Raw genomic sequence first — 21,859 nt, forward strand, 5'->3', positions numbered from 1 at the left:
CCACCAACCCCGCACCTTCACACGACCGAACCCCCGCTCAACCGCTAACCGCTCAACCGCTCAACCGCCGGAGGCATGCCCGCCGACCGTGAACCCGATCACGGTCCCACCCCCGTCCCGGGGGAACGCGAACGGCGCTCCCCCGTGCGACAGGGCCACTTCCCGCACGATCGACAGCCCAAGACCCGACCCCGGCAGCGACCGGGCGTCCGCGGCCCGGTAGAAGCGGTCGAAGACCCGCACGAGATCGGCGTCCGCGATCCCCGGCCCCCGGTCCAGCACCTCCACCCGCACCGGCCCCGCGAGCGTGAACCCGGACACCGAGATCTCGATCGGGGCGCTTCCGTCCCGGTCGAACTTGGCCGCGTTCTCGACCAGGTTGGACACCGCCCGTTGCAGCATCCCCGGCCGCCCGTCCGTCACCGTCGAACCGCTCGCGTGCACCAGGATCTCCCGACCGGTCCGCCGCCGGGCCGCCCCGGCGACCTCCTCGGCGACGTCCGCGAGATCCACCCGCTGCGGCGGTTCGTTGTCCGACTGCCCCGCGGCGAGGTCGACCAGCTCGTTGACCAGGTCGGTCAGCTCCCGCGCCTCCTGGGTGAGGTCGGCGACGAGTTCCTCGCGGGTGGCGGGCGGCAGCTCGTCGATCCGGCGCAGCAGCGAGATGTTCGTGCGCAGCGAGGTGAGCGGTGTCCGCAGCTCGTGCCCCGCGTCCTGCACCAGCCGCCGCTGGTCCTCCTCGGACTGCGCGAGCCGCCCGAGCATCCGGTCGAAGGCCCGCCCGAGGCGTCCCACCTCGTCGTACCCGGTGACCGGCACCTCGATCTCCAGCCGCCGGGTGCGGGCCACGTCCTCCGCGGCGGAGGTGAGGATCACCAGCCGCCGGGTGATCCGCCGGGCCAGCCACCATCCGAACAGCCCGGCCCCGATCACCACCGCGGCCATGAGCAGGAACGTCCGCTGCTGGAGCGCCCGCAGCAGATCCTCGGTGTCGCTGAACTCCTGGGCGACCTGCACGGCCCCCCGGCTCCCGCCGAGGGAGACGGTGGCGATCCGGTACACGTCGCTGCCGACCGAGACCTCCTTGTGCAGCACCATCCGCCCGGCGAGGTCCGCGCCCGCGATGCGCCGGTCCCGGGAGGTCACCGGGAGTCCCGGCCGCCCGGGGTCGGCGACCGCCCCGGTGGGCCCGAGCACCTGCACGTCCGTCCGGGCGGGCCGCACCAGGTCGTGCCCGGGCGCCGAGGAGGAGAAGTCCTCCGGGGCCATCCGGTGCTGGCTCACCTCGTCCCGCAGATCCTGCACGACCTGGTCGAACACGGACTCCTGGTCCACCCGCACCAGACGGGCGGCGGCGCTGTAGGACAGCACGCCGACGAGGACGGTCACCGCGGCCGTCACCGCGGCGAAGGACACCACGAACGTGGTCCGCAGGGACAGCAACCGGGGCCGCGGCCGGGCCCACAGCCGAGCCAGCCGCCCCACTCAGTCCTCCCGGAGCACGTAACCCACGCCGCGCACCGTGTGGATCAGCTGGGGCGCGCCGGGTTCGTCGAGCTTGCGCCGCAGGTAGCCGACGTAGACGGCGAGGTTCTTGGAGCCCGGCCCGAAGTCGTAGCCCCAGATGCGGTCGTAGATCGTCGAGTGGTCGAGCACGATCCCGGCGTTGCGCACGAGCAGCTCCAGCAGCTCGAACTCGGTGCGGGTCAGCTCCAGCTCGCGGGTCCCGCGCCAGGCCCGCCGCGCCTGGATGTCCATGCGCAGTCCGGCCGCCTCGATCCGCCCCTGGGGCAGCTCGGGCACCACGGCCTTGGGCGCGGCGCCGACCGGGGCCATCCCGTCGGGGCTGGTCCGCCGCAGCAGGGCGCGCAGCCGGGCGAAGACCTCCTCGACGTCGAAGGGCTTCACCACGTAGTCGTCGGCGCCCGCGTCCAGACCGGCGATCCGGTCCTGGGTCTCCACGAGCGCCGTCAGCATGAGGATGGGGGTGCGGTCGCCCTCGGCGCGCAGCACCCGGCAGACCTGGAGCCCGTCGATCCCGGGCATCATCACGTCGAGGACGAGCACGTCCGGCGGCGTCCTGTGGGCCTGCGCCAGCGCCTCCACCCCGTCGGCGACCGCGGTGACCTGGTAGCCCTCCAGGATCAGGGCGCGCTCCAGGGCATGACGGATGGCGCGGTCGTCTTCGGCGAGCAGCACATTGTGGGGCACCCCCTCAGTGTGCCGTGCCCGCCGAGTCGTACGACGTGATGAGCAGCTCACCCGGCGCCCTTCTTACTGGCCTCTCACCCCGTCGGACGCAACGCGGCGAGCCGCTCCTCGAAGGGCACGACGTCCTCGAAGCCGTCCGCCGTGGAGGGCCGGGCGGTGGCCCCGCGGACCGCCGACAGCCCGCTCATCAGCCCGGCCAGCTCCCCGGCCGCCCGCTCGATCCGCCCGTCCAGCCCTTCCGCGCCCCAGTCCTCGGAGGCGGCGTACACGCCGGTCGGCACGACGACGGCCTTCAGGTAGGCGAAGAGCGGCCGCAGGGCGTGCTCCAGGACCAGCGAGTGCCGGGCGGTGCCGCCGGTCGCGGCGATCAGCACCGGCTTCCCGGCCAGCGCGTCCGGCTCCAGCACGTCGAAGAAGGACTTGAAGAGTCCGCTGTACGACGCCGAGAACACCGGCGTGACGACGATCAGCCCGTCCGCCCCGGTCACCGCGTCGAGGGCGGCGCTCAGCGCCCGGCCCGCGAAGCCGTTGGTGAAGTTGTGCGCGATGTCGACGGCGAGCTCCCGCAGCTCCACGACCTGGACGTCCACCTCGGCGGTCCGTCCCACGGCCGCCGCGAGCCGGTCTCCCAGCAGGCGGGTGGACGAGGGGACGCTCAGCCCCGCGGACACGACGACGAGCTTCATGCGACGACCTCCTTGTTCTGCGTGGCGGCCAGCAGGGACGCGTGGGTGGGGGCCTCCGGGACGTCGGCCGGCCGGTTCACCGCGAACTCCTTGCGCAGCACCGGTACGACCTCCTCGCCGAGCATGTCGAGCTGCTCCAGGACGGTCTTCAGCGGCAGCCCGGCGTGGTCTACGAGGAACAGCTGGCGCTGGTAGTCGCCGGCGTACTCGCGGAACTTCAGCGTCTTCTCGATGACCTGCTCCGGGGAGCCGACGGTCAGCGGGGTCTGCTCGGTGAAGTCCTCCAGGGAGGGGCCGTGGCCGTAGACCGGGGCGACGTCGAAGTAGGGCCGGAACTCGCGGACCGCGTCCTGGGAGTTCTTCCGCATGAACACCTGCCCACCGAGCCCGACGATCGCCTGCTCCGCCGTGCCGTGCCCGTAGTGGGCGTACCGGCTGCGGTACAGCTCGACCATCCGCTTGGTGTGGTCGGCGGGCCAGAAGATGTTGTTGTGGAAGAACCCGTCGCCGTAGTAGGCGGCCTGCTCGGCGATCTCGGGGGAGCGGATGGAGCCGTGCCACACGAAGGGCGCGACGCCGTCGAGCGGCCGGGGCGTGGAGGTGAACCCCTGGAGCGGGGTGCGGAACTTCCCCTCCCAGTTCACGACGTCCTCGCGCCACAGCCGGCGCAGCAGGGCGTAGTTCTCGATGGCGAGGTTGATGCCCTCCCGGATGTCCTGCCCGAACCACGGGTAGACCGGCCCGGTGTTCCCGCGCCCCATCATCAGATCGACGCGCCCGTCGGCCAGGTGCTGGAGCATCGCGAAGTCCTCGGCGATCTTCACCGGGTCGTTCGTGGTGATGAGGGTGGTGGAGGTGGAGAGGATGAGCTTCTCCGTCTGCGCCGCGATGTACCCGAGCATGGTCGTCGGCGACGACGGCACGAACGGCGGGTTGTGGTGCTCCCCGGTCGCGAAGACGTCGAGCCCGACCTCCTCCGCCTTCAGCGCGATCGCGACCATGGCCTTGATCCGCTCGCGTTCGGTCGGCGTACGGCCGGTGGTCGGGTCCGGCGTGACATCACCGACGCTGAAGATCCCGAACTGCATGCTCGCTCACCCTCCAGTTAGTTGACGGTTAAACTATAACCGCACGCCTGGAGAACGAAGACGCCGGGGCCCCTATTCCCACGGGCCCAGAAGACCCACTCAGGGGCGCGGGGCTGTGTCGATTTGCGGCTCCGCCGCGTGGGCGCGACCAGCCCCGCCAAACCACCCGACGGCTCAGGGAACCAGCACAAGCCGCCCCCGCACCCCACCCTTCTCCAACCGCGCGTGCGCCTCGGCCACCGCGTCCAGCGCATACGTCTCGGCCACCCGCAGCGTCAGCACCCCCTCGTCCACCAGCCCCACCAGCTCGGCAAGCTGCGCCCCGTCCGCCGCCACCGACACGGACGCCGTCCGCACCCCGCGCACCGACCCGGGATGCGCCCCCGGCCGCACCCCCACATAGGCACCGCCGTCCCGCACCCACTCCAGCGCAGCCTCCCCGAGCACCGCCGTGTCCAGTACGGCGTCATAGCCCCCGGCGCGCGGCGCGGTCGTGAACTCCGCGGCCCCCAGGGACCGTACGAACTCCTCGTCCCCCTCCCGGGCCAGCCCGGTCACCGACACCCCCCGCCGCGCGGCGAGTTGCACCGCGAAGCCACCGACCGCACCCGCCGCACCCGCGACGAGCAGCGACTGCCCCTCGGTCAACTCCAGGATGTCCAGGGCCTGTACGGCGGTCAGCGCGTTCAGCGGCAGCGTCGCCGCGTGGATCGCGTCGACCGTGACCGGCGCCTCGGCCACCGCGTCCGCGTCGACGACCACGTACTCGGCGTGCGTCCCCAGGTCCTTCGTCAGCCCGTGGTAGAGCGCCACCACCTGGTCCCCCACGCTCCAGGGAGCGTCCGCCCCCACCGCGTCCACGGTCCCCGCGACGTCCCAGCCGAGCCCGAGCTCCTTGTCCCCGCCGAAGAACCCGCCCCGGACCCCCAGGTCCACCGGGTTCAGCGCGGCACCGGCGACCTTGATCCGTATCTGCCGGGCCCCCGGCTCGGGCACCGCGGTCTCCACGACCTCCACGGCCTCGGGCCCGCCGAACGCCCTCACCACAGCAGCACGCATGTCGATCACTCCCCATTGATCACTGTCAGCGCCGGCATCTCCGCCGCTGACAGCAACCCTAGGAAGAGCTACTCTCTTTCAGTAAGTAGTTACCTGGAAGTGCGTTTGTCCCCCGGAGGTGAGCCATGCCGACCACGACGGCGGCCCAGCGGCGCGAGCAGGCACGAGTGGAGTACGACGCGTTCATCCGGGGCTGCCCCACCAACCAGCTCCTGGACCGCCTCAGCGACAAGTGGGTCAGCCTCGTCGTCGCGGCCCTCTCCAACGGCCCCATGCGCTACAGCGACCTCAGCCGCAAGATCGCCGGCGTCAGCCCCAAGATGCTCACCCAGACCCTCCGCGCCCTGGAACGGGACGGCATCCTCAGCCGCACGGTCACCCCATCGGTCCCGGTCAGGGTCGACTACGCCCTCACCCCCCTCGGCAGCAGCCTCGCGGCCCTCCTGACAGCGGTGAAGACCTGGGCGGAAACCCACATCGAAGAGGTCCACGAGGCAAGGGAGCGCTACGACACCTCAGCGGAGTGAGACAGGCTCACCTGACCCACCGAGGGAAAGCGGACCCCGTCCGTCAGAAGTAGTACTCGTCCCCACTGTCCAGCACCAACACCCGCTGCCGGTCATTGACCCGGTTCAGATCCACCGTCCCCCCGTTCCACACCGTGTCGATCTCCAGCAGCACCTCCGACGGCACCCCCCGCAACCCCACCCGCATCTCCACCCGCTCCCCCACCGCGTCCGCCGCGAGCGCTCCCACCCGGCACAACACCACCCGCTCCGCCTCCCGGGCACACCCGTCGGGCAACGCCTGCTGTTCCACCAGCGGCTCGGACCACCGCAATCGCACCGTCGCGTCCGGTACGGCAGCCGGCCCGTGGTTCCGCGGCGTGAACCGCAGGTCCATCCGCCCGCCGGACAGGGCCGCGACCCCGTGATACGCCAGATCCGCCTCGGGCCCACCGGCAGCGACCGCCGTACCCCCGACCGCCGTACCCCCACCCACCAGCACCGCCACCGCCGCACCGCACACCGCAACCACCCGCATGCCACCCACTCCTCGCTGCCGCCGCCCGAACCGCCGTGGTCGCATGGATGTATCCCACGAACGGCGACCGGCAGGCGCCCTCCATCAGGTGACACCACCGCCCGCCACGAGGCATGCGAAGCTGAACCGCATGCTCGTAGCCCGCTCCGCCGCCCTCTTCGTCGTCGCCGCCCTCTTCGAGATCGGCGGCGCCTGGCTGGTGTGGCAGGGCGTACGGGAGCACCGCGGCTGGATGTGGACCGCGGGCGGAGTCCTCGCTCTCGGCGCCTACGGCTTCGTCGCCACCTTCCAGCCCGACGCCCACTTCGGCCGCATCCTCGCCGCGTACGGCGGGATCTTCGTGGCCGGCTCGATCCTGTGGGGCATGGCCGCGGACGGCTACCGCCCCGACCGCTGGGACATCGCGGGCGCGCTGATCTGCCTCGCGGGCATGGCGGTGATCATGTACGCGCCGCGAGGAGACTAGGCCCCCGCGTCACGGCGTCTCGTCGGGCAGCAGTCCGAGCTGCCCGAGGAACTCCATCTCGTCGAAGTAGAGCCGGTAGTCGGTGATCCGACCGTCCCTGACCGTCGCGATGTCGACTCCCCGGATGCTGATCTCCTTCTGCGTCGCGGGCAGCGTCTCCCCGGTCGGCAACTGGATCGGCCCGGTGTTGCGCCCGCTGAACACGCCCTCGTCGATGGCCGTGTCCCCGGCCTCGTAGGAGTGCAGCGACTCGAACCTGGCGTTCGGGACCGCCTCCGTCATCTGCCGCCAGTACTCGACGATGTCCTCGCGCCCGTGGATCTCCCCCTCGTCGGGGGTGACGGCGACCGCGTCCTCCGCGTACAGCTCGGCGATGACCTTCAGGTCCGGGTGCGTGGTGAGCGCATCGGTGAGCCGGTCCATGACCTCACGCGCTTCTCCCATGATCCACCTCCGTGGTTCAGAGGATCACCCACCTCATCTTCCCACCAGCCCGCGATACGGACCGCCGGAGAGGGACACCGGGCGCCTGCCTATGCTGGCCGGCGAGGCCAGATCGTCCCCCGTCCGAGGAGCACCCCATGCCCAGCGCAGCGTCCCGCATCGCCGTCGTCACCGGTGCGAGCAGCGGAATCGGCGCCGCCACGGCCCGGCAGCTCGCCGCGGCCGGCTACCGCGTCGTCCTCACCGCCCGCCGCAAGGACCGTGTCGAGGCGCTCGCGGAGGAGATCAACGCGGCCGGCCACCAGGCCACGGCCTACCCGCTGGACGTGACCGACCGGGCCGCGGTGGACGAGTTCGCGACGGCCTTCAAGACGATCGGCGTCCTGGTCAACAACGCCGGCGGAGCCCTCGGCGCCGACCCGGTCGCCACCGGCGACCCGGCCGACTGGCGCACGATGTACGAGACGAACGTCATCGGCACCCTGAACGTCACCCAGGCCCTGCTCCCCAAGCTGGAGGCGAGCGGCGACGGCACGATCGTGGTCGTCTCCTCGACGGCCGGCCACGGCACGTACGAGGGCGGCGCGGGTTACGTGGCCGCGAAGCACGGCGAACACGTGCTGGCGGAGACCCTCCGCCTGGAGATCGTGGGCAAGCCGATCCGCGTGATCGAGATCGCCCCCGGCATGGTCAAGACCGACGAGTTCGCCCTGACCCGCTTCGGCGGCGACGAGACAAAGGCATCCAAGGTCTACGAGGGCGTAGCGGAACCCCTCACGGCCGACGACGTGGCCGACACCATCACCTGGACGGTAACCCGCCCCAGCCACGTCAACGTAGACCTCCTGGTCCTCCGCCCCCGCGCGCAGGCCTCGAACACGAAGGTCCACCGCGACCTGTGACCGGACCCGAGAAGGACAGGAAAGACCCCCACGACGAACGCCACATGTGGTGGTGGCTCGCCTACTTCCTCTTCGGCATCCACATCGTGGCGTTCGTCATGATCTACGCGGCAATGCACGCACCGAAGTGAACGTCTCACGGTCACCCATAGGGATGAACCTCTTCGATCACCCGAACGCCCCCTGAACTGGCGACCTAGGCTCCCGCCACAACATCAACAGAACGGCCCTCGGCAGGGCGGCAACCCGACCGAGGGCCTGACCAGCACGGAAGGAACAGCTTCCGCATGGCTGACTGCGAGCCTAAACCCCACCGCTTCATGGACCTCACGGTCCCCGAGTACGCCTACATGTTCGGCTTCTTGCAGGCGGACGGGCACCTCTACCAGGGCGTTGGACAGAAGGGACGCCTGAGCGTCGAACTCAACTCTCGCGACATCGACCTGCTGTACCGGTTCAAGTACCTGACGCCCTACAACAGCAGCGTCACCGAGCGCACCCGGACCACGAACTTCGCTAAACACCACACCACGGCGGTGTGGACCCTGTGCTCCCTTGAGGCCCGTACGAAACTCAACAATCTCGGCCTGCCATACGGCCGCAAGTCTCGGCAGATCGCTCCACCATCCGTCGGTTTCTCCGGTCGGGACTATTTGCGAGGACTCATCGACGCCGACGGCTCGATCGGCCGCGTGGACCAGGGCATTCCCTTCATCTCTCTGACCACGTCGAGCACGGCGATCGCTGCCCACCTACGCGCCTACGCAAAGGAGATCACCGGCGTGGAGCGGATGCCCAATCGCAACGCACGCGACGGCGTCTACAACATCATCTACGAGAAAGAAGCCGCTCAGATCCTGGCCGCTGATTTGTACTACCCGGGCTGCCTGTCTCTCGGACGTAAGCAGGTAAGGGCGGAAGCAATCGCCTCCTGGACCCGCCCGTACGACATGCGGATCGTGCACTCAAAGCGCTGGACGGCAGCCGAAGACCAGGTGCTACTTCAGTCGGACGACGTCGTGGCAGTGGCCGAGAAACTCGGCCGCAGCGAGCAGAGTTGCAGGATGCGCCGATGGCGACTCCGCAACAGCCGGATTCTGACGCCAAGCAATCACTGACACAAGCAAGGCCCCCGGTCCCGCCGGGGGCCTCTTGCTCAGCCCTTCACACAGACGAACTGCTTCAGCTTCGCCACGACCTCGACAAGGTCGCGCTGCTGATCCATCACCTGGTCGATGTTCTTGTAGGCGCCCGGGATCTCGTCCACGACGCCCGAGTCCTTACGGCACTCCACGCCCCGCGTCTGCTCCTCCAGGTCACGCGTCGTGAACCGCCTCTTGGCAGCGTTCCGGCTCATACGCCGACCCGCCCCGTGGGAAGCCGAGTTGAAGGCCTTCTCGTTTCCGAGCCCTTTCACGATGTACGAGCTGGTGCCCATGGAGCCAGGAATGATCCCGTACTCACCCGAACCTGCTCGAATGGCTCCCTTACGAGTGACCAGAAGATCCATGCCCTCGTAGCGCTCCTCCATCACATAGTTATGGTGGCAGGAGATCTCCGGCTCGAAGGTCGGCTTCGCCTTCTTGAACTCCTTGCGGACCACGTCCTTCAGGAGCGCCATCATGATCGTTCGGTTGTACCTGGCGTACTCCTGGGCCCAGTACAGGTCATTTCGGTACGCCGCCATCTGAGGAGTGTCCGAGACGAAGACAGCGAGATCGCGGTCGACCAGGCCCTGGTTGTGCGGCAGCCTCTGGGCAACCCCAATGTGATACTCCGCCAGTTCCTTGCCGATGTTCCGGGAACCGGAGTGCAGCGTGAGCCATACCGAACCCTCGGAATCAAACAACAGTTCGATGTAGTGATTTCCCCCGCCAAGCGTCCCCATCTGCTTGGCGGCCCGCTCCCCCCGGAACTTCACCGCATCCGCAACCCCGTCGAACCGCCCCCAGAAGCCGTCCCACCCGGCGGTACCGAAACCATGCAGCCGCCCCGGATCCACCGGATCGTCATGCATCCCCCGCCCCACCGGAATGGCCTGCTCGATCTTCGACCGCAGCCGCGACAGATCCCCCGGCAGGTCGTTCGCCGTCAGGGACGTCTTCACCGCCGACATTCCGCAGCCGATGTCCACCCCCACCGCCGCCGGGCACACCGCGCCCTGCATCGCGATGACGGACCCGACCGTCGCCCCCTTGCCGTAGTGGACGTCCGGCATGACGGCCAGGCCCTTGATCCACGGCAGGGTCGCGACGTTGCGCAGCTGCTGCAGGGCCACGTCCTCGACCGTCGCCGGGTCGGTCCACATACGGATCGGGACCTTGGCGCCCGGCATCTCCACGTACGACATATCGTCCTCATTCCCCCGGAAACAAACAGAAGTCTCATAGCGCAAAACCGGCGCCAAGGTCGACGAATGGGATGACGGACCGGCGTTCGCGGCTGTGCGTGCGATACACATTGTCTGCTGGGGACGCCCCCGCGCGGCAAGCGAATAACCTGCGGGGACACTGAAGATCCCCACGAGTCGGAGACATTCCGAGAGGAGCCCCACCGTGCAGCGGAAGGCCTACGTACCCGGCGTCGCCGCCCTCCTCGCGGCGCTGTTGGCCGGCTGCACCGGCAGCTCGGGCGGCGACGGCACGACGGACGACGCCAACCCCGGCGACGCGGGCACCGCCTCCGCGGTCGCCCAGCCCGGCAAGTACCGCACCCTCCCCGAGGCCTGCGGCGTGGTCAGCCAGAGCACCCTGGACGCGCTGCTGCCCGGTATCCAGCAGATCACCGACGAGGACCAGCGCGCCAAGGCCTACGAGGGCGAGGCCACCCTCACCTACGACACGGACCGCAAGGTCGGCTGCCGTTGGAAGGTGGAGGCCGCGGACGCCACCGAGTACCTCTCGGTCGACTTCGAGCGGGTGGTGTCGTACGACAACGCGGTCAGCGACGACGCTCAGGCGCAGCAGTTGTTCGCGCAGGCCGAGGAGAAGGCGGATCTGCCGCCCGCGGCGACCGCCAGTGCCACCTCGGACGTGGAGGAGAGCGTCACCGCCGCCGGTCCCACGGCCTCCCCGTCGGCCACGCCGAGCGGTTCCGCGTCCGCCTCTGCGAGCAGTTCGTCCTCCGTCACCCCGGCCGATCTCCAGCCCCGGCTGCTGGACGATCTGGGTGACGAGGCGTTCCTGGACGACGCGTTGGGCAACTCGGGTTCGACGGCCCAGCAGCGCAAGGTGACTGTGGCGTTCCGCACGTCCAACGTGATCGTGACGATCGAGTACGAGGAGCAGCCGACGACGATCGGCGTCACTCCGGACAGCAAGGAAATGCAGGACAACGCCCGGAAACTGGCCTCTCAGCTGGACGGGTCGCTGTCCGGTTGAGCGCTCTTCACACACCTCTCACGCACGCGCACGAAGCGTTCGAAGCTGGACCGCACGGCATCCTCACCGCGTACCGTGGCCCCTCGGACCCGATCCGACGGCAGGAACCACAAGCGTCATGAGTGAAGGAACCATGCAGCGACGAGCAGAGCGTGACCAGGTTGTTCAGCGAGCGAAGCGTCTTCACCGCGTCCTTGTCTGCGCGGCCGCAGTCCCGGTGATGCTGATCGCCGCCGGCTGCTCCTCCGACTCCGGCTCCGGCGGTGACAGCGGCAGCGGCAGCGGTTCGAACAGCGGCAAGGGCGCGGACAGCGGCGCCTCGGCGTCGGCTTCGGCGGCGCCCACGGTGCAGGCTGCGGCGTACAACTCGCTTCCCGACGCGTGCGGGACGCTGTCGAAGAAGACCTTGAAGGCACTGGCCCCGGAGGCCTCGAAGGGCAAGAAGGGCACGTCGGAGGCGGGCACGCGGGGCAGTTGCTCCTGGAGCAGCCTCGACAACAACGGGGTGAAGGGCTCCCAGTTCCGCTGGCTGAACGTGTCGCTGCTGCGCTTCGAGTCGGACACCTCGCGCGGTACGGGTGAGGCGCAGGCGGCGAAGTACTACGAGCAGCAGATCCAGGACGCCCAGTCGGTGGCCGGTGCGAAGAACACCAAGTCGCAGGCGGTGGGCGGGACGGGTGACGCGGCGACGCTGGTGCGCTACGACCTGAAGAAGAAGGAAGGCGCCTTCAAGCAGCAGACGGTGGTCACGCGCGTGGAGAACGTCGTGGTGACCGTCGACTACAACGGCGCGGGTCTGGCCGGCGACAAGACGCCGAGCGCGGACGAGCTCGGCAAGCTCGCGGAGCGGGCGGCGAAGGAGACGGTGGCCGCGGTGTCGGCGGCGAACGGCGAGGGAGCGGCGAACCCGGCTCCGACCGGTTCGGCGTCCAAGGACCCGTCCAGGGCCCCGTCGAAGTCGGCCTCCCCGTCCGCTTCCCCGTCGAAGTCGGCCTCGAAGTCGGCATCTCCGTCCAAGTCGGCCGCGAAGACGAGCTGAAGCAGTACTGACGGCCCGTACCGGCCATCCGTGCGCAGCACATATGTGCCACTCTGTTGCGCGCAACAACACGCACAGGGAGGGGAGTACGGGTGGCCGCGCCCATGCAGCTGACTCGAATGCACCGCGTGCTCATAGGCGTGGTCGTGTTCGGCGCCGTGATCATCGCCGGCATCGGCTTCGCGGGGTCGTACGCGGCCGTCCGTGAGCTCGCCATCAAAAAGGGCTTCGGGAACTTCAGTTACGTCTTCCCGATCGGCATCGACGCGGGCATCTGTGTCCTGCTGGCCCTGGATCTGCTCCTCACGTGGATCCGTATCCCCTTCCCCCTCCTGCGTCAGACGGCCTGGCTGCTGACGGCCGCCACGATCGCCTTCAACGGCGCGGCGGCCTGGCCGGACCCGCTGGGCGTGGGCATGCACGCGGTGATCCCGGTGCTGTTCGTGGTCTCGGTGGAGGCGGCCCGGCACGCGGTGGGCCGTATCGCCGACATCACGGCGGACAAGCACATGGAGGGGGTCCGCCTGACCCGGTGGCTCCTCTCCCCCGTCCCGACGTTCCTGCTGTGGCGCCGTATGAAGCTGTGGGAGCTGCGCTCCTACGAGCAGGTCATCAAGCTGGAGCAGGAACGTCTCGTCTACCGGGCGCGTCTCCACTCCCGCTTCGGCCGGGCATGGCGCCGCAAGGCCCCGGTGGAGTCCCTGATGCCGCTGCGGCTGGCCCGCTACGGCGTCCCGCTGGCGGAGACGGCCCCGGCGGGCCTGGCGGCGGCGGGTATCGAGCCGGTGCTGCTGCCTCCGGCTCCGGAGCACGCCGAACTCCCGGCCGCCGCGCCGGTCGTAGCCGCGGACAGCCGTCCGGCCGTGGCGGCTCCCGTCCCGCAGCAGGCCGCTCCGGAGCCCGAGCCGGAACCGGACCAGAGCCCGTGGTTCGAGACCCCCAAGCAGGTCGAGTACCAGGGCGGCTACAACCCCGACTACGACCCCGCCGAGCAGTACAACCGCTGGTACGAGGAACAACTCGAGGCAGAGCAGTACGAGTTGCAGCAGATCCAGTACGAGGAGCCTGTGCAGGAGCCGTCGATGGAGGAGACCGGCAGTTTCCCCGTCCCGGTGGCCAACGGCCGCACCCGCGAGCTGGGCGAGGGCGGCGGCTCCCCGGAGCCGACGGAGGACGACTTCTACCAGGTCTTCAAGAAGGCGATAGACGGCAGCTACCCTTCCCCCGGCCAGCTCAGGGGTGACGTGGAGGCGACGCACGGCGTGGTGCTCTCGCAGCGCGACGCCGAGCGCATGGTCAACCGCTTCACGAACCGCCACACGGCGGAGCTCCAGGAAGACCACATCGCATAAGGACAATCGCACAAGGACATGAGAAGGGGCCCTCCGCTGTGGAGGGCCCCTTCGTCGTACCGTCTACTCCCCGAGCAGCGCCCGGACCCGCTCCTGCCCGACGGCCAGCAGCAGCGTGGGCAGCCGGGGCCCGGTGTCCCGGGACACCAGGAGCTGGTACAGCAGGGCGAAGAACGCCCGCTGAGCGGTCTTGATCTCGGCCGGCAGCTCCTTGGGCGTGGCGTCCGCGGAGAACCCGGCCTGCACCTTGGGCACCCCGTACACGAGGTGGGTGAGCCCGTCGAGCGACCAGTGCGAGGCCAGCCCGTCGAGCAGCAGCCGCAGCGACTGCTGGGAGGCCTCGTCGAGGGACTTCAGCAGCTCGGCGTCGGCCTCCTCCCGCACGATGGTGCGCTGGTCGGCGGGCACCTGGGTGTTGATCCAGGCCTCGGCCTTGTCGTACCGGGGCCGGGCCTCGTCCAGCGCCGAGAGCGGGTTGTCGGGGTCCAGCTCGCTGAGGATGCGCAGCGCCTGGTCCTCGTGGCCGGCGGTGATGTCGGCGACCGAGGCGAGCGTCCGGTACGGCAGCACGCGCGCCGTCTTCGGCAGCTCGCCGCCGGCCGTCCGCACCGCACGGGAGTGCGCGGCGATGTCGGCCGGCAGGGCGGTGCCGTCGGCGACCTTGGCGTCCAGCTTGTCCCACTCGTCGTAGAGCCGCTGGATCTCCTGGTCGAAGGCGATCTTGAAGGACTGGTTGGGCCTGCGGCGGGCGTAGAGCCAGCGCAGGAGCTGCGGCTCCATGATCTTCAGCGCGTCACCCGGGGTGGGCACCCCGCCCTTGGACGACGACATCTTCGCCATCCCGGAGATGCCGACGAAGGCGTACATCGGCCCGATGGGCTGCTGTCCGCCGAAGATCCCGACGATCTGCCCGCCGACCTGGAAGGAGGACCCGGGCGAGGAGTGGTCGACGCCGCTGGGCTCGAACACGACGCCCTCGTACGCCCACCGCATCGGCCAGTCGACCTTCCAGACCAGCTTGCCGCGGTTGAACTCGTTCAGCCGGACGGTCTCGGAGAAACCGCAGGCGTTGCAGGTGTACGACAGCTCGGTCGTGGCGTCGTCGTAGGAGGTGACCGTGGTGAGGTCCTTCTCGCAGTTGCCGCAGTAGGGCTTGTACGGGAAGTACCCGGCGGAGCCGCTGGACCCGTCGTCCTCGCTCGCCGCGCCGGACCCCTCGGCGGCCTCGACCTCGGCCTCGTCGACGGGCTTCTGCTGCTGCTTCTTGGCGGCGGGAGCCTTCTTGGTCCGGTACTGGTCGAGGATCGCGTCGATGTCCGCGCGGTGGGCCATGGCGTGCAGGATCTGCTCGCGGTAGACGCCGGAGGTGTACTGCGCGGTCTGGCTGATCCCGTCGAACTCGACACCGAGCTCGGCGAGGGCGTCGACCATGGCGGCCTTGAAGTGCTCGGCCCAGTTCGGGTGGGCGGACCCCTTGGGCGCGGGCACGGAGGTCAGCGGCTTGCCGATGTGCTCGGCCCAGGTCTCGTCGACACCGGCGACGCCGGCGGGCACCTTGCGGTACCGGTCGTAGTCGTCCCAGGAGATCAGGTGGCGCACCTGGTGGCCCCGGCGCCGGATCTCGTCGGCGACGAGGTGCGGGGTCATGACCTCGCGCAGGTTCCCGAGGTGGATGGGGCCCGAGGGGGACAGTCCGGACGCGACGACGACCGGTTTGCCCGGGGCCCGACGCTCCGACTCCTCGATGACCTCATCCGCGAAACGGGAGACCCAGTCGGTGGTCTCAGCGCTCTGACCCACGATCGGCACGTCCTCTTTTACTGAATGGCGTTGATGGACCTCCACATTCTCCCACCCCTGGAGAGATGGCGGCGAAGCCGCCTCTCTCCAGGGGCGCGGGGAACGGCGCGACAAGCCTCCACCGGCCCGCAGCCAAAAAAACCGCTTCCCACCCCATGGGATACTGACCGTGTCTATCTGATCCCCCGAGGAGAACGGCACCCACTCCCATGGCCCCGGTCACGTCCCTCAGCGACGCCGTCAACCAGCAGCTCACCTCCGCGATCTCCGCCACCCTGCCGGAGGCCGACGCGGACCCCCTGCTCCGACGCAGCGACCGGGCCGACTTCCAGGCGAACGGCATCCTGGCCCTCGCCAAGAAGGCGAAGGCGAACCCGCGGGACCTGGCGACGCAGGTCGTGGCGCAGATCGTCACGGGCGAGCTGATCAAGGACGTCGAGGTCTCCGGCCCCGGCTTCCTGAACGTGACGCTCACCGACCGGGCGATCACCGAGAACCTCGCCGCGCGGTACGAGGACGGCGACCGTCTCGGCGTGCCCGTCAAGGACAAGCCCGGCGTCACGGTGATCGACTACGCCCAGCCGAACGTGGCGAAGGAGATGCACGTCGGCCACCTGCGCTCCGCGGTGATCGGGGACGCCCTGCGCGGCATGCTCGACTTCACCGGCGAGCGGACGATCGGCCGGCACCACATCGGCGACTGGGGCACCCAGTTCGGCATGCTCATCCAGTACCTGATCGAGAACCCGGGCGAGCTGTCCGCGGAGACCGACAAGGACGGCGAGCAGGCCATGTCGAACCTTAACCGGGTCTACAAGGCGTCCCGGGCGGTCTTCGACGCGGACGAGGAGTTCAAGGAGCGGGCGCGGAAGAGGGTCGTCGCCCTCCAGTCCGGCGACAAGGAGACCCTGGACCTCTGGCAGCGGTTCGTGGACGAGTCGAAGGTCTACTTCTACTCGGTCTTCGAGAAGCTCGACATGGAGATCCGGGACGACGAGATCGTCGGCGAGTCGGCGTACAACGACAACATGCCGGAGACCGCCCGCCTCCTGGAGGAGATGGGCGTCGCGGTGCGCTCCGAGGGCGCGCTCGTCGTCTTCTTCGACGACATCCGCGGCAAGGACGACCAGCCGGTCCCGCTGATCGTGCAGAAGGCCGACGGCGGCTTCGGCTACGCGGCGAGCGACCTGACGGCGATCAGGAACCGCGTCGTCGACCTCCGGGCGACCACGCTCCTGTACGTCGTGGACGTCCGCCAGTCCCTGCACTTCAAGATGGTCTTCGAGGCGGCCCGCCGGGCGGGCTGGCTGAGCGACGACGTCACCGCGCACAACATGGGCTACGGCACGGTGCTCGGCGCGGACGGCAAGCCGTTCAAGACCCGTGAGGGCGAGACGGTGAAGCTGGAGGATCTGCTGGACGAGGCGGTGCAGCGGGCCGCCGAGGTCGTCCGGGAGAAGGCGCAGGACCTCACCGAGGACGAGATCCAGGAGCGGGCGGCGCAGGTCGGCATCGGCGCGGTGAAGTACGCGGACCTGTCGACGTCCCCCAACCGGGACTACAAGTTCGACCTGGACCAGATGGTCTCGCTGAACGGCGACACGTCCGTGTACCTCCAGTACGCGTACGCCCGTATCCAGTCGATCCTGCGCAAGGCGGGAGACGTACGGCCGTCCGCGCACCCGGAGCTGGAACTGGCCGACGCGGAGCGGGTGTTGGGCCTGCACCTGGACGCGTTCGGCAGCACGGTCTTCGAGGCGGCGGAGGAGTACGCCCCGCACAAGCTCGCCGCGTACCTCTACCAGCTGGCCTCGTTGTTCACGTCGTTCTACGACAAGTGCCCGGTCCTGAAGGCCGACACCCCGGCCCAGGTCGAGAACCGCCTGTTCCTCTGCGACCTGACCGCCCGCACCCTGCACCAGGGCATGGCCCTGCTGGGCATCAGGACCCCCGAGCGCCTCTGACCGTCCCGTGGGCCGTCGGCCATTGTCAGTGGCTCCCCCTACAGTCACTGGCATGGCGACTCTTCCCAACCCGCTGCCCACCCTCGCGGCAGACCCGAGCGGTCGTTCGCTCGGACTCGGACTCCCTCTGGGGAGACTGATCGACGAGACGGACGAGGGGCCGTGGCACGAACCGCTGCTGTGGCATACCGAGTACGCGGCGTCCTCCGGGGCGTGGAGCGCGCTCGGTGTCCGCGCCGCGCGGGCCGGTCTGCTGCCGGTGCTGATAGAGGTCGGCGGCAGCCAGGGCGGGCCCGGGGAGTGGGAGTTGATGCCCGGGGAGATGTCGTACCCCGGGGACCACGACGCGGAGGAGGTCCTGGCGGACTTCTGGGAGTCTTACGCCGAGGATGAACTCGACGATGGCGAACTCGGCGATGACGAGCAGACGGCCGGGCCCGTCCACGGGGCCTGGCCGGGTCTGGCCGAGGCCCCCTCCGCCCTCCCCGCCGACCCCGACACACGCGCCGCGGAGACGGCGGACGCGCTCCTCGACGAGGGCTCGTGGTTCAAGGACCCGCGTCTGGCCCTGGTCCCGGCCCGCCGCAGCGCGGACATCCCGGCGGCGATCGGCTGGCCGGGCCCGCTGAACCACGAGAACGACGTGGCGCGCCTGTGCGCGGTCCTGCGCTCCTGGGAGGACCGCTTCGGCATACGCGTCATCGCCCTCGACTTCGACCAGCTGACGGTGTCCGTCGCCGCCCCGCCCACCACTCAGGAGGCCGCGGAGGCCGTCGCCGCCGAGCACTTCGCGTTCTGCCCCGACAACATCACCCAGGGCCACCACCAGACCCTGCGCGAGTACGCCGCACACCAGGTACTGGACCAGCGCGTCTGGTCCTTCTGGTGGGACTGACCGGCTTCAGGAGGCACCCAGGGCAGGGAAGGCAAACCCGAGGTCTCCCCTGAGCAAATTCCCTCTCAAGTCACGCTCGCCACCTCCGGCTCACTGAATCCCTCACTAAACTCCCTTCTCGTTTGCGGTCCTTAACAGGGGGAGGGCGCTCAGATGCCGGACGGCTTTTCCGTGGACCTCGGCGCGCTCCGCAAGGCCGCCACCGGGATCGGCACCACGCTGGACGCGATGGCCACCAAGAAGGTGAGCGACATCGACGTTCCCAAGGGCGACTTCGGGCATGACGAACTGGCCTCCGCGGTCGTCGACTTCACCGACCGGTGGAACATCGGCGTCACGCACCTGGCCTCCGACGGCTCCGAGGTCTCCGACCGGCTGAACCGCTGCGTCCAGAACTACGAGGCGGCCGAGGAACACATCCAGCTCTCCACCGAGGGCATCCTTCAGTCGCCCTCCGGCACAGACCCGGGGGCGTCCTGATGGCCGAGCTCGGCGAGACCTCGGATCCCCGCGCGCTCGTCCCCGGCAACCCGGATTCCCTGACCACGACCGCGCAGTCCCTGCTCGCCTACGGCGACGTCCTCGTCGAGGCGGGCGAAGGGCTGGCGAAGATCGACACCGTGGACGGCTGGCGGGGCCCGGCCGGCGACGCCTTCCGGGACCGCTTCCACGGCCAGCCCGCCCGGTGGACCGAGGCCGGCAACGAGTTCCACGCCGCAGCGAACGCCCTGTACGACTACCTCCACACCCTGCGGGCGGCCCAGCAGCGCGCCGCCGAGGCCATATCCCGGTACGCGCGCGGCGAGGCGGCCACCGCGAACGCCAAGAACGCCCACGACCGGCAGGTCACCGAGAGGCGCGGAAAGGGGGACAACACCGAGATCCCCTTCAACGATCCCGGTGAAGCGGACCGGGCCGGCGCCCGCGCGGATCTCGACGCCGCTCGCGGCACCGTGGACACCGCCGGGCACACCGCGGCCGCGCTGGTGCGGAAGGCCACCGAGTCCGCCCCGGAGCGCCCGGGGTTCTGGTCCAAGGTCGGCGACTTCCTCGGCGATGTCGGCGACGGGCTGGTGGACGGCGGCAAGACCGTCGTCAACGACCTCGCCTCCTTCGGCAACGCCATGGTCCAGCACCCCGGCGACAGCGCGGCGATGCTCGGCGGCATGCTCCTGGCCGGTGTCAGCGCCGGTGGTGAGGGGCTCGGCGTCGCGCTGGACGCCACCGGGGTCGGTGCCATCGCCGGTGTGCCCCTCAACGTGGTGTCCGCGGCCGGGATCGCCACGGGCGTCGGCCTGGCGGGCGCGGGAGCCGTGGACCTCGCCCAGCACGCCACGAGCGACTCCCGGGTCGAGCCCCTCCGCATGAACAGCGAGGGCTCCGGCACCGGCGGCTCCTCCCAGCAGCCGGCCTCCGACCTGATCAAGAACGGCCAGCAGTACAAGGGCACCGGCGGCCGCGCGGGAAACAACCTGCCGGTTGAGAACGGCCCGAAGGACGGCACCCTCTACAAGACGGACCCGCAGACCGGAAAAGTCACCAACTACACGACGTACGACTCCGAAGGCCGTGCGGTGAAGCGGGTGGACCTGGAGGGCCGTCCGCACGGCGGGGTGGACACCCCGCACGTCGTAGAGTACGAGCGCAACACCAACCCGAAAACCGGCCAGGTCTTCGTGCGCCCGTCGAACGAAGTACGCGCCGCGTTCCCGTGGGAGATCCCGTGACCAGCAGCAAGCCGTCGTGGTCCGACCGGAGGCCGCCGGCGTTCTTCACCAGCTGGCGGACCGATTGGAAGAACGAGGACCTCACCCCGGCCAACTACCTCGACTTCGAGGGCGGCCTGCGCTTCGTCCTGGCCGCGGCCTGGCTGTTCTGCCCCGAGACGGTCGAGTACCGCGGCGGGGTGTTCCTCAAGGAGCGGTTCGGCCAGGAGAACGTCGACAACTGGTTCACGAAGCTGGGTGACGACAGGGAACGTGTCGAAGCAGTCACCAACCAGGTCAAGTTGTGGGACACCTTCGGCAACACACCCCTGACGGACGACGACCGGCTCGGCGAGGAACTGCCCCAACTCGCCCTGGCCCTCGGGGAATGCTGGCAGGGCGTCCTGTCCGCCCGGTACCCCGGCCTGGAGATCACCGTCGAGGTGAGCGACGAGGAGGACGGCTCCTACGGTCCGACGGTGACCTTCTGGACCTCCCCGTCCGTCTCACCCTTCGGCTAGCGCGTCTCACCCCCGGCAGGGCCGCCCCGCAGCCCCGCCCCCAGCCTCCGCAGCCCCTCCCCGATCTCTTCGGGCGTCTGCGTCACGAAGCACAGCCGCAGGGTCGAGCGGTCGGGCTCACCGGCGTAGAAGGGCGCCCCCGGCACGTAGGCCACATCGCGGGTCACGACCTGCGGCAGCAGCGCGGTGGTGTCGTACGACGACGGAAGGCGCGCCCAGAGGAACATGCCGCCCTCGGGGCGCGTCCAGGTCGATCCCGGGGGCAGGGCCTCGCCGAGGCCCGCGAGCATGGCGTCCCGGCGCTCGCCGTAGACGCCCGCGACGTGCCGCACATGGGCGTCGAGGTCCCGGTCGGCCAGGTACCGTGCCGCGGCGAGCTGGTTGACGGTGGGGGTGTGCAGGTCGGCCGCCTGCTTGGCGACCGCGCAGGCCCGCCGCAGCTCGCCGGGCGCCCGCAGCCAGCCGAGCCGCAGTCCGGGTGCCATGACCTTGGAGAAGGAGCCGAGCAGGACGACCCGGTCGCGGGCGTCCTCGTGGGCGGCGATCCACGGCACCCGCTCGCCCTCGAAGCGGAGTTCGCCGTACGGGTCGTCCTCGACGATCCACAGCCCGCACCGCGCGGCCACCGACGCGACGGCGGCCCGGCGCTGCGCGGACATGGTCCGGCCGGTCGGGTTCTGGAAGGTGGGCACGGTGTAGAGCAGCTTGGGCCGCTCCCGCAGGACGAGCTCCTCCAGCGCCACGGGGTCGGGCCCTTCCTCGTCCCCCCGCACGGCGACGACCCGGGCGCCCGCGAACCCGAACGCCTGGAGGGCGGCCAGATAACAGGGACTCTCGACGAGGACCGTGTCCCCGGGCTCGATCAGCGCGGTGGCGAGCAGGGACAGCGCCTGCTGAGAGCCGGTGGTGACGAGGACGTCGTCGGGGTCGGTGGGCAGCCCACGCACCGACATCCGCTCGGCGAGGGCCGCCCGCAGCACGGGCTCCCCCTCGGTGGTCGCGTACTGGAGCGCCCGCGAGGGCATCTCCTCCAGCACCGCGCGGTACGCCTCCGCGATCCCCTCGGCGTCGAACAGCTCCGGGGCCGGCAGCCCGCCCGCGAAGTTGATCACCTCGGGGCGGGCGGTCACGGCGAGGATGTCCCGTACCGGCGACCCGCCGACCGCCCGGGCCCGGGCGGCGAGCGGCGGCACGGAAGCGAACGTGGGCACCGTCATGGGCACGGCTCCTTCGACTGCGACGACTGGTTGCCGCGCAGCCTAAGGAACCGAGTGCCACCTACAAGTACCTTTCCGCGATACG

General features: G+C 70.0%; 23 protein-coding genes. 13 read left to right on the forward strand and 10 right to left on the reverse strand.

The window, feature by feature from the left end:
* Positions 1-60: 60 nt before the first annotated feature.
* The 5 genes from OHN19_RS18000 to OHN19_RS18020 all read right to left on the reverse strand — a co-directional run bounded on the left by OHN19_RS18000 (position 61) and on the right by OHN19_RS18020 (position 5,044).
* Positions 61-1,485: a HAMP domain-containing sensor histidine kinase gene (locus OHN19_RS18000; protein WP_330265160.1), complete on the reverse strand. Its 1,425-nt coding sequence runs from the start codon at positions 1,483-1,485 to the stop codon at positions 61-63.
* A complete protein-coding gene (locus tag OHN19_RS18005; protein ID WP_381305370.1) occupies positions 1,486-2,211 on the reverse strand; it encodes a response regulator transcription factor in 726 nt (241 codons plus the stop codon). It lies immediately after the preceding gene.
* 74 nt (positions 2,212-2,285) lie between these two features.
* Complete coding sequence (locus OHN19_RS18010; protein ID WP_330265161.1) at positions 2,286-2,897, reverse strand: FMN reductase; 612 nt, start codon at positions 2,895-2,897, stop codon at positions 2,286-2,288.
* Positions 2,894-3,985 (reverse strand): LLM class flavin-dependent oxidoreductase, encoded by a 1,092-nt coding sequence (locus tag OHN19_RS18015; RefSeq protein ID WP_330265162.1) that lies wholly within the window; start codon positions 3,983-3,985, stop codon positions 2,894-2,896. Before OHN19_RS18015 ends, OHN19_RS18010 begins: the two co-directional genes overlap by 4 nt.
* A 174-nt stretch (positions 3,986-4,159) precedes the next feature.
* Positions 4,160-5,044: an NADP-dependent oxidoreductase gene (locus OHN19_RS18020; RefSeq protein ID WP_330265163.1), complete on the reverse strand. Its 885-nt coding sequence runs from the start codon at positions 5,042-5,044 to the stop codon at positions 4,160-4,162.
* Positions 5,045-5,169: 125 nt separating this feature from the next.
* Between OHN19_RS18020 and OHN19_RS18025 the strand changes: the two genes are divergently transcribed.
* Positions 5,170-5,571 carry a helix-turn-helix domain-containing protein gene (locus tag OHN19_RS18025; RefSeq protein WP_330265164.1) on the forward strand — a complete coding sequence of 134 codons (402 nt, stop codon included), beginning with the start codon at positions 5,170-5,172 and terminating at the stop codon, positions 5,569-5,571.
* Between the two features lie 43 nt (positions 5,572-5,614).
* Here the strand turns inward: OHN19_RS18025 and OHN19_RS18030 are convergent, their stop codons facing one another.
* The gene (locus tag OHN19_RS18030) at positions 5,615-6,088 is read right to left on the reverse strand and encodes a hypothetical protein (RefSeq protein WP_330265165.1); all 474 of its coding nucleotides are present in this window, start codon (positions 6,086-6,088) and stop codon (positions 5,615-5,617) included.
* Positions 6,089-6,218: 130 nt separating this feature from the next.
* Between OHN19_RS18030 and OHN19_RS18035 the strand changes: the two genes are divergently transcribed.
* Complete coding sequence (locus OHN19_RS18035; RefSeq protein ID WP_330265166.1) at positions 6,219-6,554, forward strand: YnfA family protein; 336 nt, start codon at positions 6,219-6,221, stop codon at positions 6,552-6,554.
* Positions 6,555-6,563: 9 nt separating this feature from the next.
* Here OHN19_RS18035 and OHN19_RS18040 read toward each other — a convergent pair whose 3' ends face one another.
* Positions 6,564-6,998, reverse strand: a complete 435-nt coding sequence (locus OHN19_RS18040) for an ester cyclase (RefSeq protein WP_330265167.1) — start codon at positions 6,996-6,998, stop codon at positions 6,564-6,566.
* A gap of 137 nt (positions 6,999-7,135) precedes the next feature.
* Between OHN19_RS18040 and OHN19_RS18045 the strand changes: the two genes are divergently transcribed.
* The 3 genes from OHN19_RS18045 to OHN19_RS18055 all read left to right on the forward strand — a co-directional run bounded on the left by OHN19_RS18045 (position 7,136) and on the right by OHN19_RS18055 (position 9,018).
* The gene (locus OHN19_RS18045; RefSeq protein WP_330265168.1) at positions 7,136-7,900 is read left to right on the forward strand and encodes an SDR family NAD(P)-dependent oxidoreductase; all 765 of its coding nucleotides are present in this window, start codon (positions 7,136-7,138) and stop codon (positions 7,898-7,900) included.
* Positions 7,897-8,031 carry a hypothetical protein gene (locus OHN19_RS18050; protein WP_258318921.1) on the forward strand — a complete coding sequence of 45 codons (135 nt, stop codon included), beginning with the start codon at positions 7,897-7,899 and terminating at the stop codon, positions 8,029-8,031. The genes OHN19_RS18045 and OHN19_RS18050 overlap by 4 nt, the downstream gene beginning before the upstream one ends.
* A 156-nt stretch (positions 8,032-8,187) precedes the next feature.
* Positions 8,188-9,018, forward strand: a complete 831-nt coding sequence (locus OHN19_RS18055; RefSeq protein ID WP_330265169.1) for an LAGLIDADG family homing endonuclease — start codon at positions 8,188-8,190, stop codon at positions 9,016-9,018.
* Between the two features lie 38 nt (positions 9,019-9,056).
* Here the strand turns inward: OHN19_RS18055 and OHN19_RS18060 are convergent, their stop codons facing one another.
* On the reverse strand, positions 9,057-10,250 hold the full coding sequence (locus OHN19_RS18060; RefSeq protein WP_330265170.1) for an RtcB family protein: 1,194 nt from the start codon (positions 10,248-10,250) through the stop codon (positions 9,057-9,059).
* Between the two features lie 205 nt (positions 10,251-10,455).
* On the opposite strand from OHN19_RS18060, the gene OHN19_RS18065 reads away from it, so the two are divergent.
* From OHN19_RS18065 to OHN19_RS18075, 3 genes are all read left to right on the forward strand, one after another.
* Positions 10,456-11,280 carry a DUF3558 domain-containing protein gene (locus tag OHN19_RS18065; protein WP_330265171.1) on the forward strand — a complete coding sequence of 275 codons (825 nt, stop codon included), beginning with the start codon at positions 10,456-10,458 and terminating at the stop codon, positions 11,278-11,280.
* A gap of 133 nt (positions 11,281-11,413) precedes the next feature.
* Positions 11,414-12,319, forward strand: a complete 906-nt coding sequence (locus tag OHN19_RS18070) for a DUF3558 domain-containing protein (protein ID WP_330265172.1) — start codon at positions 11,414-11,416, stop codon at positions 12,317-12,319.
* Positions 12,320-12,423: 104 nt separating this feature from the next.
* Entirely contained in the window at positions 12,424-13,671 is a 1,248-nt protein-coding gene (locus tag OHN19_RS18075) for a DUF2637 domain-containing protein (RefSeq protein WP_330265173.1), read from the forward strand.
* A gap of 63 nt (positions 13,672-13,734) precedes the next feature.
* Here OHN19_RS18075 and lysS read toward each other — a convergent pair whose 3' ends face one another.
* Positions 13,735-15,480 (reverse strand): lysine--tRNA ligase, encoded by a 1,746-nt coding sequence (lysS, locus tag OHN19_RS18080; protein ID WP_330265174.1) that lies wholly within the window; start codon positions 15,478-15,480, stop codon positions 13,735-13,737.
* A 200-nt stretch (positions 15,481-15,680) separates the two neighbouring features.
* On the opposite strand from lysS, the gene argS reads away from it, so the two are divergent.
* The 5 genes from argS to OHN19_RS18105 all read left to right on the forward strand — a co-directional run bounded on the left by argS (position 15,681) and on the right by OHN19_RS18105 (position 20,557).
* Positions 15,681-17,435: an arginine--tRNA ligase gene (argS, locus tag OHN19_RS18085; protein WP_330265175.1), complete on the forward strand. Its 1,755-nt coding sequence runs from the start codon at positions 15,681-15,683 to the stop codon at positions 17,433-17,435.
* Positions 17,436-17,487: 52 nt separating this feature from the next.
* The gene (locus tag OHN19_RS18090) at positions 17,488-18,330 is read left to right on the forward strand and encodes a DUF4253 domain-containing protein (RefSeq protein ID WP_330265176.1); all 843 of its coding nucleotides are present in this window, start codon (positions 17,488-17,490) and stop codon (positions 18,328-18,330) included.
* 153 nt (positions 18,331-18,483) lie between these two features.
* Positions 18,484-18,810, forward strand: coding sequence for a hypothetical protein (locus OHN19_RS18095; RefSeq protein ID WP_330265177.1), 327 nt, complete (start codon positions 18,484-18,486; stop codon positions 18,808-18,810).
* On the forward strand, positions 18,810-20,057 hold the full coding sequence (locus OHN19_RS18100) for a putative T7SS-secreted protein (RefSeq protein WP_330265178.1): 1,248 nt from the start codon (positions 18,810-18,812) through the stop codon (positions 20,055-20,057). The genes OHN19_RS18095 and OHN19_RS18100 overlap by 1 nt, the downstream gene beginning before the upstream one ends.
* Positions 20,054-20,557 carry a hypothetical protein gene (locus OHN19_RS18105; protein ID WP_330265179.1) on the forward strand — a complete coding sequence of 168 codons (504 nt, stop codon included), beginning with the start codon at positions 20,054-20,056 and terminating at the stop codon, positions 20,555-20,557. Before OHN19_RS18100 ends, OHN19_RS18105 begins: the two co-directional genes overlap by 4 nt.
* Here the strand turns inward: OHN19_RS18105 and OHN19_RS18110 are convergent.
* Positions 20,554-21,774 carry a PLP-dependent aminotransferase family protein gene (locus tag OHN19_RS18110; RefSeq protein WP_330265180.1) on the reverse strand — a complete coding sequence of 407 codons (1,221 nt, stop codon included), beginning with the start codon at positions 21,772-21,774 and terminating at the stop codon, positions 20,554-20,556. The two genes, OHN19_RS18105 and OHN19_RS18110, sit on opposite strands and share 4 nt — an antisense overlap.
* Positions 21,775-21,859: the final 85 nt, after the last annotated feature.

The organism is Streptomyces griseorubiginosus (assembly GCF_036345115.1).
Taxonomy (GTDB): domain Bacteria; phylum Actinomycetota; class Actinomycetes; order Streptomycetales; family Streptomycetaceae; genus Streptomyces; species Streptomyces griseorubiginosus_C.

Excerpts from the sequence above, each read along its gene's own strand:
- OHN19_RS18010 (WP_330265161.1), bottom strand. The coding sequence starts at position 2,897 with ATGAAGCTCGTCGTCGTGTCCGCGGGGCTGAGCGTCCCCTCGTCCACC.
- OHN19_RS18015 (WP_330265162.1), bottom strand. The coding sequence starts at position 3,985 with ATGCAGTTCGGGATCTTCAGCGTCGGTGATGTCACGCCGGACCCGACC.
- OHN19_RS18020 (WP_330265163.1), bottom strand. The coding sequence starts at position 5,044 with ATGCGTGCTGCTGTGGTGAGGGCGTTCGGCGGGCCCGAGGCCGTGGAG.
- OHN19_RS18025 (WP_330265164.1), top strand. The coding sequence starts at position 5,170 with ATGCCGACCACGACGGCGGCCCAGCGGCGCGAGCAGGCACGAGTGGAG.
- OHN19_RS18030 (WP_330265165.1), bottom strand. The coding sequence starts at position 6,088 with ATGCGGGTGGTTGCGGTGTGCGGTGCGGCGGTGGCGGTGCTGGTGGGT.
- OHN19_RS18035 (WP_330265166.1), top strand. The coding sequence starts at position 6,219 with ATGCTCGTAGCCCGCTCCGCCGCCCTCTTCGTCGTCGCCGCCCTCTTC.
- OHN19_RS18040 (WP_330265167.1), bottom strand. The coding sequence starts at position 6,998 with ATGGGAGAAGCGCGTGAGGTCATGGACCGGCTCACCGATGCGCTCACC.
- OHN19_RS18045 (WP_330265168.1), top strand. The coding sequence starts at position 7,136 with ATGCCCAGCGCAGCGTCCCGCATCGCCGTCGTCACCGGTGCGAGCAGC.
- OHN19_RS18055 (WP_330265169.1), top strand. The coding sequence starts at position 8,188 with ATGGCTGACTGCGAGCCTAAACCCCACCGCTTCATGGACCTCACGGTC.
- OHN19_RS18060 (WP_330265170.1), bottom strand. The coding sequence starts at position 10,250 with ATGTCGTACGTGGAGATGCCGGGCGCCAAGGTCCCGATCCGTATGTGG.
- OHN19_RS18070 (WP_330265172.1), top strand. The coding sequence starts at position 11,414 with ATGCAGCGACGAGCAGAGCGTGACCAGGTTGTTCAGCGAGCGAAGCGT.
- OHN19_RS18075 (WP_330265173.1), top strand. The coding sequence starts at position 12,424 with ATGCAGCTGACTCGAATGCACCGCGTGCTCATAGGCGTGGTCGTGTTC.
- argS (WP_330265175.1), top strand. The coding sequence starts at position 15,681 with ATGGCCCCGGTCACGTCCCTCAGCGACGCCGTCAACCAGCAGCTCACC.
- OHN19_RS18090 (WP_330265176.1), top strand. The coding sequence starts at position 17,488 with ATGGCGACTCTTCCCAACCCGCTGCCCACCCTCGCGGCAGACCCGAGC.
- OHN19_RS18095 (WP_330265177.1), top strand. The coding sequence starts at position 18,484 with ATGCCGGACGGCTTTTCCGTGGACCTCGGCGCGCTCCGCAAGGCCGCC.
- OHN19_RS18100 (WP_330265178.1), top strand. The coding sequence starts at position 18,810 with ATGGCCGAGCTCGGCGAGACCTCGGATCCCCGCGCGCTCGTCCCCGGC.
- OHN19_RS18110 (WP_330265180.1), bottom strand. The coding sequence starts at position 21,774 with ATGACGGTGCCCACGTTCGCTTCCGTGCCGCCGCTCGCCGCCCGGGCC.